16 protein-coding genes and 1 riboswitch are annotated in these 15025 nt (G+C 71.4%); of the genes, 3 read left to right on the top strand and 13 right to left on the bottom strand.

The features are described 5' to 3' along the window. Nucleotides 1-4: 4 nt before the first annotated feature. The 9 genes from ABTY59_RS04250 to clpS all read right to left on the bottom strand — a co-directional run bounded on the left by ABTY59_RS04250 (nucleotide 5) and on the right by clpS (nucleotide 6833). The gene (locus ABTY59_RS04250) at nucleotides 5-283 is read right to left on the bottom strand and encodes a MoaD/ThiS family protein (RefSeq protein ID WP_352017366.1); all 279 of its coding nucleotides are present in this window, start codon (nucleotides 281-283) and stop codon (nucleotides 5-7) included. 117 nt (nucleotides 284-400) lie between these two features. Beyond that, a complete protein-coding gene (locus ABTY59_RS04245; protein WP_352017365.1) occupies nucleotides 401-517 on the bottom strand; it encodes a putative leader peptide in 117 nt (38 codons plus the stop codon). A 44-nt stretch (nucleotides 518-561) separates the two neighbouring features. Beyond that, a complete protein-coding gene (locus ABTY59_RS04240; protein WP_352017364.1) occupies nucleotides 562-1347 on the bottom strand; it encodes an ABC transporter ATP-binding protein in 786 nt (261 codons plus the stop codon). Nucleotides 1348-1378: 31 nt separating this feature from the next. Next, nucleotides 1379-2434, bottom strand: a complete 1056-nt coding sequence (locus tag ABTY59_RS04235; protein WP_352017363.1) for a FecCD family ABC transporter permease — start codon at nucleotides 2432-2434, stop codon at nucleotides 1379-1381. Further along, complete coding sequence (locus ABTY59_RS04230) at nucleotides 2431-3402, bottom strand: ABC transporter substrate-binding protein (protein WP_352017362.1); 972 nt, start codon at nucleotides 3400-3402, stop codon at nucleotides 2431-2433. The genes ABTY59_RS04235 and ABTY59_RS04230 overlap by 4 nt, the downstream gene beginning before the upstream one ends. Nucleotides 3403-3441: 39 nt before the next feature. Further along, nucleotides 3442-3558, bottom strand: a riboswitch (cobalamin riboswitch). A gap of 133 nt (nucleotides 3559-3691) precedes the next feature. After that, nucleotides 3692-4117: a M67 family metallopeptidase gene (locus tag ABTY59_RS04225; protein WP_352017361.1), complete on the bottom strand. Its 426-nt coding sequence runs from the start codon at nucleotides 4115-4117 to the stop codon at nucleotides 3692-3694. A 76-nt stretch (nucleotides 4118-4193) separates the two neighbouring features. Then, nucleotides 4194-5630, bottom strand: a complete 1437-nt coding sequence (locus ABTY59_RS04220) for an amino acid permease (RefSeq protein ID WP_352017360.1) — start codon at nucleotides 5628-5630, stop codon at nucleotides 4194-4196. Nucleotides 5631-5943: 313 nt separating this feature from the next. Beyond that, nucleotides 5944-6528 carry a DUF2017 domain-containing protein gene (locus ABTY59_RS04215; RefSeq protein ID WP_352017359.1) on the bottom strand — a complete coding sequence of 195 codons (585 nt, stop codon included), beginning with the start codon at nucleotides 6526-6528 and terminating at the stop codon, nucleotides 5944-5946. Continuing rightward, nucleotides 6528-6833 (bottom strand): ATP-dependent Clp protease adapter ClpS, encoded by a 306-nt coding sequence (gene clpS, locus ABTY59_RS04210; RefSeq protein WP_041129438.1) that lies wholly within the window; start codon nucleotides 6831-6833, stop codon nucleotides 6528-6530. The genes ABTY59_RS04215 and clpS overlap by 1 nt, the downstream gene beginning before the upstream one ends. A gap of 141 nt (nucleotides 6834-6974) precedes the next feature. On the opposite strand from clpS, the gene ABTY59_RS04205 reads away from it, so the two are divergent. Together ABTY59_RS04205 and ABTY59_RS04200 are read left to right on the top strand one after the other, a co-directional pair. Further along, the gene (locus ABTY59_RS04205) at nucleotides 6975-8303 is read left to right on the top strand and encodes a nicotinate phosphoribosyltransferase (RefSeq protein ID WP_352017358.1); all 1329 of its coding nucleotides are present in this window, start codon (nucleotides 6975-6977) and stop codon (nucleotides 8301-8303) included. Between the two features lie 86 nt (nucleotides 8304-8389). Beyond that, on the top strand, nucleotides 8390-8989 hold the full coding sequence (locus ABTY59_RS04200; RefSeq protein ID WP_352017357.1) for a nicotinamidase: 600 nt from the start codon (nucleotides 8390-8392) through the stop codon (nucleotides 8987-8989). Nucleotides 8990-9017: 28 nt separating this feature from the next. On the opposite strand, the gene ABTY59_RS04195 is transcribed toward ABTY59_RS04200, so the two are convergent. Next, nucleotides 9018-9329 carry a hypothetical protein gene (locus ABTY59_RS04195; RefSeq protein ID WP_352017356.1) on the bottom strand — a complete coding sequence of 104 codons (312 nt, stop codon included), beginning with the start codon at nucleotides 9327-9329 and terminating at the stop codon, nucleotides 9018-9020. A 122-nt stretch (nucleotides 9330-9451) separates the two neighbouring features. After that, nucleotides 9452-11857, bottom strand: coding sequence for an immune inhibitor A domain-containing protein (locus tag ABTY59_RS04190; RefSeq protein WP_352017355.1), 2406 nt, complete (start codon nucleotides 11855-11857; stop codon nucleotides 9452-9454). A gap of 325 nt (nucleotides 11858-12182) precedes the next feature. Here ABTY59_RS04190 and ABTY59_RS04185 point away from each other — a divergent pair, with 325 nt between their 5' ends. After that, nucleotides 12183-12440, top strand: coding sequence for a hypothetical protein (locus ABTY59_RS04185; RefSeq protein ID WP_352017354.1), 258 nt, complete (start codon nucleotides 12183-12185; stop codon nucleotides 12438-12440). A 37-nt stretch (nucleotides 12441-12477) separates the two neighbouring features. Here ABTY59_RS04185 and ABTY59_RS04180 read toward each other — a convergent pair whose 3' ends face one another. Then, nucleotides 12478-13299 (bottom strand): RDD family protein, encoded by an 822-nt coding sequence (locus ABTY59_RS04180; RefSeq protein ID WP_352017353.1) that lies wholly within the window; start codon nucleotides 13297-13299, stop codon nucleotides 12478-12480. Nucleotides 13300-13379: 80 nt separating this feature from the next. Continuing rightward, nucleotides 13380-14924, bottom strand: a complete 1545-nt coding sequence (locus ABTY59_RS04175; protein ID WP_352017352.1) for an RDD family protein — start codon at nucleotides 14922-14924, stop codon at nucleotides 13380-13382. Nucleotides 14925-15025 lie beyond the last annotated feature (101 nt).

Raw genomic sequence — 15025 nt, 5'->3', positions numbered from 1 at the left:
TGGATCAGACCATGCCGCCGGCGACGGCCGGCAGGATCGTGACGTTGTCGCCGTCGGTGAGCTTGGTGTCGATGCCGTCGAGGAAGCGGACGTCCTCGTCGTTGAGGTAGACGTTGACGAAGCGGCGGAGCTTGCCGCCGTCGACGATGCGGGCCTCGATCCCGGGGTGGCGCGCCTCCAGGTCGGTGAAGAGCTCGGCGAGGGTCTCACCGCTGCCCTCGACGGCCTTCTCGCCGTCGGTGTAGGTGCGGAGGATGGTCGGGATGCGGACCTCGATGGCCATGGCGTGGGCTCCTGTCGGAAGTGGCGTGCTGGGCGCGCTTCTGTGGCCCCGCGCGGAGGGGGTCGTACGGTGAGGGCGCTCGGCCGGTCGCTCGGAGCGCGGCGCGTGAGGTGTCGCTCAGGGCGCGGTGGGTGAGGTACAGATCGCGCTGGCGAGGCGGCACAGGTCGACGTGCAGGCGCGCAACAAGCACGGTGGTGCTCGGAGTCTCTTCGCTCACGTCGTGGGAAACCATGGGCTCATCGTATCGATTCCCGGTCCGGGTTTCGGAATGTGATCTCACATGGTGGATGATTTCTGACCGCCTGCCGGAACGGGCTGGAAGAGGACGGTGGGCCTCCCCGTCCTCGGATGCGGGATGACCTCGGCGTCCACCCCGTAGACGGCCGCCAGGAGCGCCGGCGTGAGGACCTCGGCCGGGGTGCCGCCGGTGACGAGCCGGCCGCGCTCCAGGACGTAGAGGCGGTCGCAGTACGCCCCCGCGAGGTTGAGGTCGTGGAGGGCGAGGAGGTTGGTGGTGCCCAGGGTGCGGACGAGGGCCAGGACGTCGAGCTGATGGCGGATGTCGAGGTGGTTGGTCGGCTCGTCGAGGACGAGGAGGGCCGGGTCCTGGACGAGGGCGCGGGCGACGAGGGCGCGCTGGCGTTCGCCGCCGGAGAGGGTGGGGTACGGGCGGTCGGCGAGGTCCGTGAGGCCGACGCGGGCGAGGGCGGCCGCCACGCGCGCGTGGTCGTCGCCCGTGTCGCCCTCCCAGAACCGTTTGTGCGGGGAGCGGCCGAGGGCGACGAGTTCGCGGACGGTGAGTTCGAACTCGGTGGCACTGTCCTGGGGGACGGTGGCGACGCGGCGGGCGCGGCCCTTGGGGCCGAGGGCGTGGAGGTCGTCGCCGTCGAGCGTGGCGTGCCCCGCCGTGGGGGCGAGGGTGCCGTAGACGCAGCGCAGGAGGGTGGTCTTGCCGCTGCCGTTGGGTCCGATGAGGCCGACGGTCTCGCCGGGGCGGACGGTGAGGTCGACGGAGCGGAGCCGGTCCCCGTACGAGAGTCCGCGCAGCTGGAGCTCGGTCACGCGGGCGCTCCTTCCGGGGGGCGCGAGGCGGTCACGGGGTCGTTCCTTCCGGGCGGCGGCGCATCAGCCAGAGGAAGAAGGGGCCGCCGGTGAGGGCGGTGAGGACGCCGACGGGGATGTCCTGGGGCGCAGCGACGGTCCGGGCGCCGAGGTCGGCGAGGACGAGGGCGAGCGCCCCGCCGAGCGCGGCGACCGGGAGGAGGCGGCGGTGCGGGGCGCCGACGGCGAGGCGGGCGGCGTGCGGGGCCATGAGGCCGACGAAGCCGACGGCTCCGCTCGCCGCGACCATGACGGCGGTGACGAGGGAGGCGAGGACGAAGACGCCGGCGCGGAAGCGGGCGGTGTCGAGGCCGAGGACGGTGGCGCCCTCCTCGCCGGTGAGGAGGAGGTCGAGCGGGCGGGCGAGGGCGAGGAGGACGGCGACGCCGAGGGTGAGGACGGCGGCGGGGAGGGCGAGGGTGTCCCAGCGGGCGCTGCCGAGGCCGCCGAGCGACCAGTACAGCGCCTCCTGGAACTGCTCGGGGCGGCCGGCGACGACGAGGAGCAGGGTGGCGAGGGCGGAGAGGACGTACGAGACGGCGACTCCGGCGAGGACGAGCCGGGCGCCGGTCATGGTCCCGCCGCGGCGCGCGAGCCCGTAGACGAGGACGAGGGCGAGGAGGGCGCCGGCGAAGGCTCCGGTGGGCAGGGCGATCGTGGTGGTCATCCCTCCCCCGATGCCGACGACGAGGACCAGGACGGCGCCGGCGGAGGCCCCGGAGGAGATCCCGAGGAGGAAGGGGTCGGCGAGCCGGTTGCGCACGAGGGCCTGGAGGACGGCGCCGACGACGGCGAGCCCGGCGCCGACGACGATGCCGAGCAGGACCCGGGGCAGGCGCACGTCGAGGACGATCGTCCGGGACGGCGAGGGGCCCGCCCGCCCGGTGAGGGCGTCGAGCACCTGGCCGGGCGGGACGCGGACGGAGCCGAGGGCGAGCGCGGCGAGGCAGGCGGCGGCGAGGGCGAGGACGAGGCCGGTGACGACGAGGGCGTACCGGGCGGGGCGCGCGGGGGCCAGGGTCCCGCCCGTGAGGGCGGCGGTGGTCATCGGCCGGCCGGGTGGAGCTGGGCGGCGAGCTTGTCGACGGCGGCGGGGACGCGGACGCCGAGGACGGTGTCGGAGAGCGGGAGGACGGCGAAGCGGCGGTTCTTGACCGCGGGGACGTCCTTGAGGGCGGGGTCGTCGAGGAGCCGCTGCTTCTTCTGGGCGACGGTGGTGGTGCCGTAGTCGTAGATGACGATCACGTCGGGGCGGCGGTCGAGGACCTGTTCCCAGGTGGCGTCGCCGAAGGTCTTGTCGAGGTCGGCGAAGACGTTGCGGCCGCCGGCGCGGCGGATGAGTTCGTTGCCGATGCCCTTGCCGCCGGCGGTGAAGGCGGTCTTGTCGCCGCTGTCGTAGACGAAGACGGAGACCGGGCTGACGCCCTTGAGGCGCTTCTCGGTGGCGGCGACGGTGGTCCTCGCGCCGCGGATCCAGGTCTCGGCGCGGTCGGGGACGCCGAAGGTGCGGCCGGTCTCGCGGACTTCGCGGTAGAGGTCGTCGAGGGAGGTCGAACCGGAGGGGCAGTACTCGGTGTTGAGGCGGGTGGCGATGCCGGAGCGCTTCAGGTCGTCCCGGCCGCGGCCGGCCTTGGCGTCGAAGGCGGAGGAGTAACCGCCGTACACGAAGTCGGGGTTCGCGGCGAGGAGGGCCTCCTTGGAGGGGTACTCCTTCGCGAGGACGGGGACGCCGTCGTACGCCTTCTTGAAGGCGGGGAGGACCGCGTCGTCGAGGTAGGCGGTGCCGACGAGCGACTTCTCCAGGCCGAGGGCGAGCATGACCTCGGTGACGTGCTGGTTCATGGTGACGGCGCGCCGCGGCGGGGCCTGGTAGGTGGTCGTCACGCCGCAGTTGGTGACGGTGTACGGGAATCCCGGCGCGGGCTTCGCCTCGGGGGCCGGTTCGGCGGGGGCCGCGCAGCCGGCGAGCAGGGTGACGAGGGCGGCGGGCAGCAGGGCGCGGCGGAGCCGGGTCATGGCGGATTGCCTCCTCCGGGGATTTCCACGTCCCCGATCGGCGGTGAGAGGCGGCAGGTCAGTTCCTGGCTTCCGCCTCCACGGGGAGGCGGTCACAGTGGCGGGACCGTGCCGGATTCGCACCGGCTTCCTGGGTCCTGCCGCCCGTTGGTCCCGGCCAGTGTCTCACTCGGGCCAGGACGACGACTCGCGGATGGTGGTCCCGAAGCCCCGGGGACGAAGCCGGGCACTTCGGGGTGACGCCCTCCGCCCGTCCGGCGCGGTTCCGCACGACGGCGGCGGACGCGTCCTACTCGTAGGACTCCACGACCTTGACCTCCTCCTCCGTCACCACGCCCTCGACGATCGAGAAGGAGCGGAACTGGAAGGGGCCGGCGCCGTCCGTGTCGGCGGTGGAGACCAGGACGTAGTGGGCCTGGGGCTCGTTCGCGTACGAGATGTCGGTGCGGGAGGGGTAGGCCTCGGTCGCGGTGTGGGAGTGGTAGACGATGACGGGCTCCTCGTCCCGGTCGTCCATGTCGCGGTAGAGCTTGAGCAGGTCCGCGGAGTCGAACTCGTAGAACGTGGGCGAGCGGGCGGCGTTCAGCATCGGGATGAACCGCTCGGGGCGGCCGCTGCCGACCGGGCCCGCGACCACGCCGCAGGCCTCGTCGGGGTGGTCCGCTCGGGAGTGGTCCACGATCTGGTCGTACAGGGCCCGGGTGATGGTCAGCATGCCGACAGGATAAGCAGACGGGCCGTCTCGTACCGAGGTTTGGTACGAGACGGCCCGAATGGTGAGACCTAGCAGGTCAGGAGCGCTTGGCGAAGGCCGCGCCCTCGGGGTTGCGGGCCTTGAGGACCAGGTACGAGACGGCCAGGATCAGGCCCCACACCGGCGCGCCGTACAGCGCGACCCGGTTGTCCTTGTCCATGCCCATGGTCACGACGACCATGCCGATGAAGGCGAGCGAGAAGATGCTGAACCAGATGCCGCCCGGCGCCTTGAACGAGGACTGGGGCAGCTCGCCGCGGTCGGCCTTGAGGCGGTAGCGGATCTGGCAGATCAGGATGACGATCCAGGCCCACATGCCGGAGATGGTGGCGAAGGAGACGACGTAGTTGAACGCCTCGCCGGGCCACTGGTAGTTGATCCAGACGCCGACCATCATCAGCGCGGCCGAGACGGTGGTGCCGACCAGCGGGGTGCCGGACCGGGTCAGCTTCGTGAAGACCTTCGGGCCCTGGCCGTTGAGCGCGAGGTCGCGCAGCATGCGGCCGGTGGAGTACATGCCCGAGTTGCAGGAGGACAGGGCCGCCGTCAGGACGACGAAGTTGACGATCGCGGCGCCGACGCTGAGGCCCATCTTCTCGAAGGCCGCGACGAACGGCGAGACGCCCGGCTTGAACTCGGTCCAGGGGACGACCGACAGGATCATGATCAGCGCGCCGACGTAGAAGACGGCGATGCGCCACGGCACGGTGTTGATCGCCTTCGGCAGGACCGTCTTCGGGTCCTTCGACTCGCCCGCGGTGACGCCGACGAGCTCGACGGCGAGGAAGGCGAACATGACCATCTGGAGGGTCATCAGGGTGGAGAAGATGCCGTCCTTGCCGGCGAAGAAGCCGCCGTGGTCCCACAGGTGGGTGACGGAGGCGGTGTCGCCGGCGTCGGAGAAGCCGAGGGTGAGGATGCCGGCGCAGATCAGGATCATGCCGATGATCGCGGTGACCTTGACCATGGAGAACCAGAACTCCAGCTCACCGAAGAGCTTCACGGAGATCAGGTTGGCGCCGTAGAGGATCACGGTGAAGACGAGGGCGGACAACCACTGCGGGATGTCCCACCAGTACGTCATGTAGGTCGCCGCGGCGGTGACCTCGGTGATGCCGGTGACGACCCAGAAGAGCCAGTACGTCCAGCCGGTCACGAAGCCCGCGAACGGTCCGATGAACTCACGGGCGTACTCCGAGAAGGAGCCCGACACCGGGCGGTACATGAGGAGCTCGCCGAGCGCCCGCATGATGAAGAAGATGACGAGGCCCGCGAGGGCGTACGCCAGGATCAGACTGGGTCCCGCGATGGAGATGCCCTTGCCCGCGCCGAGGAAGAGCCCGGTGCCGATGGCACCGCCGATCGCGATCATCTGGATCTGCCGGGCGCCGAGTGCCCGGTGGTAACCCTCGCCCGAGGCGGAGTCCGCGGCCTCATTGCCGTCGTGCTGCTTGTCGACCTGCACTGAGGTCATGGTGGTGCGCCTTTCTCCATGCTGATCCGCGCGACTGCGAGTGCGTCTGCTGCGGATCAGATCCTGATCCCCCCGGATGTGGATGGAGTGCTACCGGCGGTCAGCCGGCCCAAGCGCCCTCGGGAACAGGGGTGGCGTGCCCGAGTGGTCGTGAAGATTTATCACGGCTTGACGGGTGATCGAGGGGGTTGGATGTGGCGCGCACCACAAAAAAATACGGACAAAGGGCACGCAAGATGGCCAGGCGGACGCTCTGATAACGCATTCGTTATCCGGATTTGAGCGTCCGCTGAGCGAACGGCGTGCGAACGGGTCAGGCCATCAGGGTCGCGACGAGCGATTCCTGGAGCGCGCCCAGCCAGAGGTACGCCATCACCATCGGCTTGCGCGGGTCGGAGTCCGGCAGCCGGTACAGCCGCTCGCTCTCCTCGTCGTCCGTGACCTCCAGGCGGGTCCCGATCGTCAGACGGAGGTCGTTGAGCGCGCCGAGCCAGGACCGGGACTCGTCCGGGGTGAGCTTGAGGACGGCTCCGCCCTCCCCGGCCGCCTCGGCGGAGAGGGAGTCCAGGGCGCGCACGACCGCGAGGGCGTCCTCGCGCTTGCGGGCCCGCAGGTCGTTCTCGGTGTAGCGGCGGAAGTCGGACGCGGCCGCCCGCAGCTCCTCGCTGTCGTCCCCGTACGCGTCGGGGAACAGGCGCTTCAGGGCGGGGTCGGACGGCGGCTCGCTGGGCCCCTCGGCGAAGAGCGCGGCCAGCGGGTCGGCGTCCGCGTCGGGCTCGTCGCCCGGGCCGATCAGCTCCATGAGCTGCACGGCGAGGGAGCGGAGGATGGAGATCTCGACGTCGTCGAGCGCGACGGCCGCGCCGCCGCCGGGGAGCGGCTCGAAGTGCCCGGCCATCAGAAGCGGTCCTGGGAGAGGGTCGCCCACAGGCCGTAGCCGTGCATCGCCTGCACGTCCCGTTCCATCTCCTCGCGGGTGCCGCTGGAGACCACCGCGCGGCCCTTGTTGTGCACGTCGAGCATCAGCTTGTGCGCCTTGTCCTTGGAGTATCCGAAGTACGACTGGAAGACGTACTCGACATAGCTCATCAGGTTGACCGGATCGTTGTGCACGAGGGTCACCCAGGGCACGTCGGGTTCGACGACCGCGGAGACCTCCTCGGCCGATTCCGTACGTTCGATCTCAATAGGCGCGACGCTCACTCACACCATGTTGTCACCCCTGGGGGCCGGTCGCGCAAACGGGGCACGTGCGGGGACCCGCTATTCGGCCGCACACCCCCGACCCGCCGTTCCGGACCCCCTATTCGTCAATCTGACGATTTCTGCGCTAGCATCGCTGACATGAACGCTGCGGACCTTGGGCTGCCGGTGGACGTGCCGTCGACCGCGCTCTTCACCGATCAGTACGAGCTGACCATGCTCCAGGCGGCCCTGCGGGCCGGCACCGCCGAGAGGCGCTCGGTCTTCGAGGTCTTCACCCGGCGGCTGCCCGAGGGGCGCCGCTACGGCGTCCTCGCGGGCGTCGGCCGGGTCCTGGACGCCGTCGAGAACTTCCGGTTCGACCCCGCCGTCCTGGGCTTCCTGCGGGAACGGGCCATCGTCGACGAGCCCACCCTGGAGTGGCTCGCCCGCTACCGCTTCTCCGGCGACATCTGGGGCTACCCCGAGGGCGAGGTGTACTTCCCCGGCTCCCCCGTGCTGCGCGTCGAGGGCTCCTTCGCCGAGTGCGTGCTCCTGGAGACCGTGATCCTCTCGATCCTCAACCACGACTCGGCCATCGCCGCCGCCGCCTCCCGCATGTCGGCCGCGGCCGGCGGACGGCGCCTCATCGAGATGGGCGCCCGGCGCACCCACGAGCTCGCGGCCGTCGCCGCCTCCCGCGCCGCGTACGTCGGCGGCTTCGACTCCACCTCGGACCTCGCGGCGGGCTTCCGCTACGGCATCCCGACCGTCGGCACCTCCGCCCACGCCTTCACCCTGCTCCACGACAGCGAGCGGGACGCCTTCCGGGCCCAGGTGGAGTCCCTCGGGCGCGGCACGACCCTGCTGGTCGACACGTACGACGTGGCCGAGGCCGTCCGGACCGCCGTCGAGGTCGCCGGACCCGAGCTGGGGGCCGTACGGATCGACTCGGGCGACCTGCTGCTCGTCGCGCACCGGGTGCGGGCGCAGCTCGACGAGCTGGGCGCCCGGGACACCAGGATCGTCGTCACCTCGGACCTCGACGAGTACGCCATCGCCTCGCTCGCCGCGGCCCCGGTCGACGCGTACGGGGTGGGCACGCAGCTGGTCACCGGCAGCGGCCACCCGACCTGCTCCATGGTCTACAAGCTGGTCGCCCGGGCCGCCTCGGCCGATCCGAAGGCGCCCCTGGTGCCGGTGGCCAAGAAGTCGGTGGGCGGCAAGGCCTCCGTCGGCGGGCGCAAGTGGGCGGCCCGGCGGCCCGACGCGGCCGGGGTCGCCGAGGCGGAGGTCCTGGGCACCGGCCCGGTCCCGCCGGAGCTCGCCGAGCACCAGCTGCTCGTGGAGCTGGTCAAGAGCGGCGACGTGGTGGCCCGCGAGCCGCTGGAGGCCGCCAGGGCGCGGCACATCGCGGCCCGCTCGGGGCTGCCGATGTCGGCGATCCAGCTGTCGCGGGGCGAGCCGGTCCTGCCGACCGAGTACGTGTAGGAGTCCTCGGGGACGCCCCCTCCCGAACGGAGGGGGAAGTCTCTAGGCTCGAACATCTCCCTTCCGACGCGCTAAGGACACCCGCCATGCACCGCGCATTGATCGTTGTGGACGTTCAGAACGACTTCTGCGAGGGCGGCAGCCTCGCGGTGACCGGGGGCGCGGACGTCGCCGCCGCGATCACCGACCTGGTCGGCCAGACGGCGGGCACCTCCTACCGGCACGTCGTCGCCACCCGCGACCACCACGTCGACCCGGGCGGGCACTTCGCCCCGGCGGGCGAGCAGCCGGACTACGTGTCCTCCTGGCCGGTGCACTGCGTGGCCGGCACGGAGGGCGTCGGCTTCCACCCGAACTTCGCGCCCGCCGTCGCCAGCGGGGCGATCGACGCCGTCTTCGACAAGGGCGCGTACTCCGCGGCGTACAGCGGCTTCGAGGGCTTCGACGAGAACGGGCGGACGCTCGCGGACTGGCTGCGCGCGCGGGACGTCACCGAGGTCGACGTGGTCGGCATCGCGACCGACCACTGCGTCCGGGCCACGGCCCTGGACGCGGCCCGGGAGGGCTTCGTGACCCAGGTCCTGCTCGACCTGACGGCCGGCGTGGCCGAGGAGACCACGGACCGGGCCCTGGAGGAGCTCCGCACGGCGGGCGTGCGGCTCACGGGCAAGCCGGTCGTGGCCTGAGGTCCTCCCAGGGGCCCCTGAGGTCCTCCTAGGCGGCCGGCTCCTTCGGGAGGGACCTCACGGGGTGCCAGAGCTCCTGGGCGGCGCCCGGGGTGGATCTCCACAGCAGGCCGTCCGGGTGGTGCAGCACGGCGGTGACCTCGTCGGGGGTGGGCGGCTCGCTGTTGCCCCGGAGGTAGACCGCGCGCAGCCCCAGGTTCCGCAGCCGGGTCAGGGCGCGGGCACGGTTGGCGGCGTGGACCAGGAACCGGACGGTGGCGCCGTCGCCGGCCGGGCTGGGCAGCCCTATCGCGACGACGACACTGCCGCCCGGCAGCTTGCAGAACCCTCCGTTGGGCATGCGGAACCACTCCCCCGTGGATCAGATGTCAATAAGACTTGCGTCAGACGCACCTAAACACGATCGGCCGCCGCCCGCTAGAGGGCGACGGCCGATCATGGTCTGACCTGCGGTTCTATGAATTACTTGGTCGAGGGACCGACCTGAACCGTGATCGTCTGGCCATCCTTCGGCTCCTTGACGACCTGGATCTTGGTGTTGGTGTCAGTTACCTGGACACCGGCGCGCGGGTTCTCGGCGAACCAGTAGACGCCCTTGCGGTCGTCGAAGGTCGGGTTGCCGGCCTGCGACGGGACCCACGTGGCGACGTCCTTGTTGTGCAGCTGGAAGCCGTCCGTGCGGGCGATCGTGAACGGCGAGTCGTACGCCTGGACACGGTTGCGCATGAGCTCGCCGTTGCCCCACTTCAGCGGGCTCGGGTGCGAGTCGATCGGGAGGACCAGACCGGCGCCCGGGTGCTGGGAGGTGTTGTTGTCCTTCTGGGACAGGTCCCACTTCCAGATGAGCAGACCGTTCTGGTACGCGTAGTGCTCGACCCAGCCGGCCTTGTCACCCGTGAAACCGAAGTTGTACGGGCCGGTCTTGAGGGTCGCGTCGTACGAGACGTACTGGCGGTTCTCCGCGATGTAGTACTGCTCGTACTCCTTCGTGAAGCCCTTGCCGACACGCGAGAAGCCCTTGGCGACCCAGCCGTTGTCACCGTTCTCGGCGTTGTCCGAGAAGACGGGGGCACCGTCGGCCTTGAGGGTGATGGCGTCGGCCGTGAAGCCCTTGCCGCCCGCGCCGCCGTCCGTCTGGTAGCGGAAGCGGAGGTCGAACTTCTTGCCCGCGTACGCGTTGAGGTCGTAGACGAGCTTCTTGTGGGCGCCGGAGACGTCGGTCAGCGCCGGAGCGCCGGAGGCGTCCTTCGGGATCGGCACGCCGTCGGCGGTGCCGTTCACGGCCGTCCAGTTGGCGCCGCCGTCCGTCGACACCTCGGTGTAGAGGTAGTCGTAGTCCAGCTCGATGTCGTACCAGCCCTGGAGCTCCAGGGAGGCGGACGTCTTGCCCGTGAGGTCGACGGAGCGGGTCAGGGTGTTCTTGAGGTCGTCACCCATGTTGCTCCACCACTGCGACGCACCCTCGGCGGGGGCGACGATGTCCGTGGTGACCTGCTTCTTCGGCAGCTCGACGACGAGCGCCTGCGGGTTCTTGGTGTTGTACTCCGAGACGCCCAGCTTGTGGGTGGTCTTGGTGCCGCGCTGCCAGTCGTTGACCTTGGCGTAGTTCAGCCAGCCGAGCTGGAGCTTGTCCCAGGCGCTCATGTCGCCGGGCAGGTCGCCGATGGCGTCCTTGCCCTGGCCCAGCCAGGAGCCGGAGGACATGAGGGTCCAGAACCCGGTGGAGTTCTCGCCGCCCGCGGTGTCGTAGTGGTCCGGCAGACCGAGGTCGTGGCCGTACTCGTGGGCGAAGACGCCGAGGCCGCCGTTCTCCGGCTGCATCGTGTAGTCGCCGACCCAGATGCCGGTGTTGCCGATCGGGGTGCCGCCGGCCTTGTTGTTCGACGGGCCGGTCTTGCCCGCGTCGGTGCCGTAGGCGTACCAGCGGTGGGCCCACAGGGCGTTCTTGCCCTCGGCGCCGCCGCCGGCCGACTCGTCCTCGCCCGCGTGCACGAGCTGGAAGTGGTCGATGTAGCCGTCGGGCTCGTTGAAGTTGCCGTCGCCGTCGAAGTCGTACCGGTCCCACTGGTCGTACGTGGCCAGCTGGGCCTTGATCTGGGCGTCGGTCTGGCCCTTGGCCTTCTGGTCGGCGACCCAGGCGTTGAGGCCGTCGCGGACGGTGTCCCAGACGTTGGCGCAGTTGGTCTGGCCGCAGTAGTTCGAGCCGTAACGGGCCTCGTTGTACGGGACCTTGACCCAGTCGGAGACCGTGCCGTCGACCGAGTAGCGACCGGACGAGGTCCGCTCGTAGTAGGTCTTCAGGGACTGCTTCGGCTGCCCCTTCTTGTCCTTGCCGGTACCGAAGTACAGGTCCTGGAAGTGCTGCTGGTTGTAGTCCGCCTGCCAGGCCGTGGAGTTGTCGTTCTTCCGGTCGGGCTGGGCGATGCGGTTGTGCAGCGGGCCGGGCGTGCCGCCGTACTTCGGCTTCAGGTCCGGCGTGTCGTCGTCCTTGCGGTCGACCAGGGTGGTGTTGTCCACCTGGTCGCCGAACTCGACGAGGATGGTGAAGATCTTGTCGGTCTTCTCGCGGCCGAGCTCGACGTACTTCTTGGCGCCGAGCTTGACGACCTGCGAGCCGCCCCGGTTCTCGAGCTTCGCGTCACCGTTCATGACCCGCTCCAGGGCAGCCTTGCGCTGCTGCTCCTGCTGGTCGCTGAAGGGACCTTCGAGGTCGTGGTCGACCGTCGTCTTGTCGACGGTCTGCATGCCTGCCGGCACGCCGGGACCCTTGTCATCGGCCCAGGCGGTGGTGAACGTCGAAGCGGTGGCGGCGGTGGCCGCGAGCGCCACGACGACTGCGGACGCTATGGCCCGTCGTCTGTTGGTCACTTGAAGTTGTCCTCCCCGGCGCCCACGCCCTCGGACCGAAGGTGGGGTGTCCGTCCGGCGGGGTCGCGCGTCACAAGTGACGACATTCGACCGGAGTGCAACCAGAAAAGACAGATCTTGACTTGCACGGGTCAACTGCACTATGCAGGACCAGGTTTCCGATAATCGAACGCTTCGCGGGCGCACCGTGAAGGAAGCTTGACGATTTCGTGACCCCGTGCGCCCCCCGTGCACCGGCGGCGTGGGTGAGGTCACGCTTACCTGTCACACCGCCCGGGCATCCACCGTCGTAGAGTCGAGGAAGTCTCGAGGGGTGGTACCCGTCATGCAGCGTCCGAACGCCGCACAGCTCACCTACGGTTCGGCCACCGTCGTCCTCGCGACCGTCGCCCTGCTGTTGCTCTCCGGTACGACGACGACCCTGGGCATCGCGGTGATCTGTGCCGCCGGCCTGCTGCTCGGCACCCTGGTGGCCGTGACGATGCCGGGGCGCGAGCGGCCCGTCAATACCCCGGTGGACGAAGCGATCCGGGTGCCGGCCGAGCGCGTGGGCGCGGGGGCCGATACCCGGATCGGTTCGTGATGCTTCGTCCGTATCGCCGGATCGTGCCGGACCTCCGCTACTGAGGGACGCTCACCACCACGGTCTTGGCCGCCTTGTCGTGGAGGCCCTGCTTGTAGGGCTTGTCGACCACGATCAGGATGAGGATGAGCAGCGGCCACAGGCAGGCGCAGCAGATCAGCGCCGGCAGCCAGAGCACGACGGCGCGCAGCAGCGACTGGCTCATCGGGGGCGTCGACCCGTCGTTGAGCATCGCGACCCGCAGCTTCATCAGCTTCTTGCCGATGGTCCGGCCGTTCTTCGCCGTCAGCACGGTGTCATAGGCGACGTACGCGACGATCGTGATGAGCTGGAAGACCAGCTGGCTGCCGCCGTTGAGGCTGTTGACCGTGTCCCCGAAGTCGTTGCCGTCCTCGGTCGCCCGCCGGTAGATGTCGAACGGGATGCCGATGATCGCGAGCGGCACCGCGACGATCACCCAGTCGATGAGCCGCGCGAGGACCCGGCGCCCGGTGTCCGCGAGCGGCGGCATGCCGGAGAGCGGATCGTTCCCGCCGTAACCGCCGCCGTAGCCGCCGCCGTACGGGGGTGGGGGCGGGGGCACGTTGTCGTACGGGTTCCCCGGCGGGGGTCCGCCAGGGGGCGGTGAGCCGTACGGGCCGCCGGGCGGGGGTCCGCCGGGAGGCGGGGAGCCGTACGGGCCGCCTGGCGGGGGGCCGCCGGGGGGCGGGCCTCCCGGGGGCGGGCCTCCCGGGGGCGGGCCGCCGGGCGGGGGCTGTCCTCCCGGCGGCGGCTGTCCTTCCGGCGGCGGCTCCGGGGGCCTCTTGCTGAACGGGTCGTCGTCGGGCGGCTGGCCGGGCGGCGGCTGGTCGGTGCTCATGGGGGCAGTGCATCCCGGGCCGGACCGCCCCGCAAGGAATCACCGCCCGTTCGGGGGACGCGGCGCCCCCGGACGGTCCGTCAGCGCGCCACGAACGTACCCGCCGCCTTGTCGTGCCAGCACTGCCGCCACGGACGGTCGAACAGGCACCACAGGACGTTGAGGACTCCGATCGCCAGGAGCCCGAGGACGCTGTAGACGAACCAGCGGCGCAGCGCCTTCCCGAACGTCGGCGGCTGGTGCCCCTCGATGTCCCGCACCTCCAGCCCGCACAGCTTCTTGCCCAGCGTGCGCCCCCACTTGGCGGTGGGCAGCGCCTCGTACAGGACGCCGATGACGAACAGCGAGGCGAGCGCGATGCCGAACTGGACGGAGGTCGTGCCGTCGAGCAGCCAGACCTGGACGGTGGTCCCGGACTGCCGGGCCGCCTCGATCTTCTCCTCGATGTGGTCGACGGCCGCGGTCACGAAGGGCAGGGCCGCCGCGCCGGCCAGTGCGCCCAGGACGACGCTGTCGATCAGCCGGGCCACCAGGCGCCGGCCGAGACCGGCGGGGCGCGCGGAGGCCTGCGCGCGGGCCGCCTGCTGGAAGACGTCCTCGACGGGCGGCTTCCACGGGACGACGGGAGGCTGCTGCTCCTGGGGCCGGGGCTGCGGCTGCTGGGCCCACGAGGGGGTGGACGGCGCCGACGGTACGGGGGCGGGGGCCGGAGTCTGGACCGGGGCGGGGGCCGGTGCCGGGGCGGCCGCGGCGGGGGCGGGTCGGGGCTGCGGCTGGGGCTCCGGCTGCGGCTGGGGTTCCGGGGAGGGCGTCGGGATCGGGGTGACGGGCATGCCGCCGAGGCGGGCCGCTCCCCCGGGCATCCGCGGGTCGGCGACGGGCGCCGGGGCGGCGGCCGCCCGCGCCTCCTCCGGCTCGCTCGCGCCGGCGACCGGCCACTCGGCCGGGGTGCGCGGATCGGCCGCACGGGGCGCGCCCCAGGAGACCTTCTGATCGCGTTCGCCGCCGAACCCCGTCTGGCGGGCGGAGTCCGCCTGCCAGGCCGACGCGGGCTCCGGCGCGAGCGGCTCCTCCTCGTCGAAGAAGACGGGCCCGGTCTCCTCCACGGCGGGTACGGGGGCGGGGGCCTGCGCCTGCGCGGGCACGTGCGCGGGCGTGTCGGCGTGCGCCGGGGCCGTGATCGGGGCGGCCACCGCCTGGTGGGCAGGGGCCGCGGGATGGGCGGGCGCCGCCGACTGACCGGGCTGAGCGGGCCGGCCGGGTGCCGGCTCGACGGGCTGAACGGACCGGGCGGGCTGCACGGACGGGGCCGACTGCACGGGCCGCGTCGGGTCCAGCGGGTGCGTCGGTTCCAGCGGGTGCGTCGGGCCCACCGGATGCGCGGGCTCTTCCACCCATGCGGGTGCCGCCATCGGGGCCGGGGCCGGGCTGGAGGCCAGGAGCGGGCCCGCGGGGATCGCCCCCGCGGGCGGGTGGGGCGGAGCCTCGCCGTCCGCGGGGGCGGGCCGGCTCGTGCCGGGCACCCACGCGCCCCCGTTCCAGTACCGGATGTATCCGGGAATGGACGGGTCCGGGTAGTACCCCGCCTGCGGTACCTCTCCGCCGCCTCCAGGAGGAGTAGCCACTGCCCCGACTCCGTTCAGTCACAACGCCTTTGATCCGCACGGCCGCTCGCCGGGCGTGCCGCGCCCAAGGAGGACAGTAACGAAGAACGTCCCCGAGGGGA

Origin of the sequence: Streptomyces sp. NPDC096079 (genome assembly GCF_040303145.1) — a bacterium.
In the GTDB taxonomy this organism is placed as follows: Bacteria; Actinomycetota; Actinomycetes; order Streptomycetales; family Streptomycetaceae; genus Streptomyces.
This window is presented reverse-complemented; position numbering and strand designations above follow the sequence as displayed.

Coding starts and splice junctions, on each gene's coding strand:
- ABTY59_RS04215 (WP_352017359.1), bottom strand. CDS start 6,528: ATGGCCGGGCACTTCGAGCCGCTCCCCGGCGGCGGCGCGGCCGTCGCG.
- ABTY59_RS04235 (WP_352017363.1), bottom strand. CDS start 2,434: ATGACCACCGCCGCCCTCACGGGCGGGACCCTGGCCCCCGCGCGCCCC.
- ABTY59_RS04225 (WP_352017361.1), bottom strand. CDS start 4,117: ATGCTGACCATCACCCGGGCCCTGTACGACCAGATCGTGGACCACTCC.
- ABTY59_RS04230 (WP_352017362.1), bottom strand. CDS start 3,402: ATGACCCGGCTCCGCCGCGCCCTGCTGCCCGCCGCCCTCGTCACCCTG.
- ABTY59_RS04250 (WP_352017366.1), bottom strand. CDS start 283: ATGGCCATCGAGGTCCGCATCCCGACCATCCTCCGCACCTACACCGAC.
- ABTY59_RS04185 (WP_352017354.1), top strand. CDS start 12,183: ATGCAGCGTCCGAACGCCGCACAGCTCACCTACGGTTCGGCCACCGTC.
- ABTY59_RS04220 (WP_352017360.1), bottom strand. CDS start 5,630: ATGACCTCAGTGCAGGTCGACAAGCAGCACGACGGCAATGAGGCCGCG.
- ABTY59_RS04180 (WP_352017353.1), bottom strand. CDS start 13,299: ATGAGCACCGACCAGCCGCCGCCCGGCCAGCCGCCCGACGACGACCCG.
- ABTY59_RS04195 (WP_352017356.1), bottom strand. CDS start 9,329: ATGCCCAACGGAGGGTTCTGCAAGCTGCCGGGCGGCAGTGTCGTCGTC.
- ABTY59_RS04200 (WP_352017357.1), top strand. CDS start 8,390: ATGCACCGCGCATTGATCGTTGTGGACGTTCAGAACGACTTCTGCGAG.
- ABTY59_RS04245 (WP_352017365.1), bottom strand. CDS start 517: ATGGTTTCCCACGACGTGAGCGAAGAGACTCCGAGCACCACCGTGCTT.
- ABTY59_RS04205 (WP_352017358.1), top strand. CDS start 6,975: ATGAACGCTGCGGACCTTGGGCTGCCGGTGGACGTGCCGTCGACCGCG.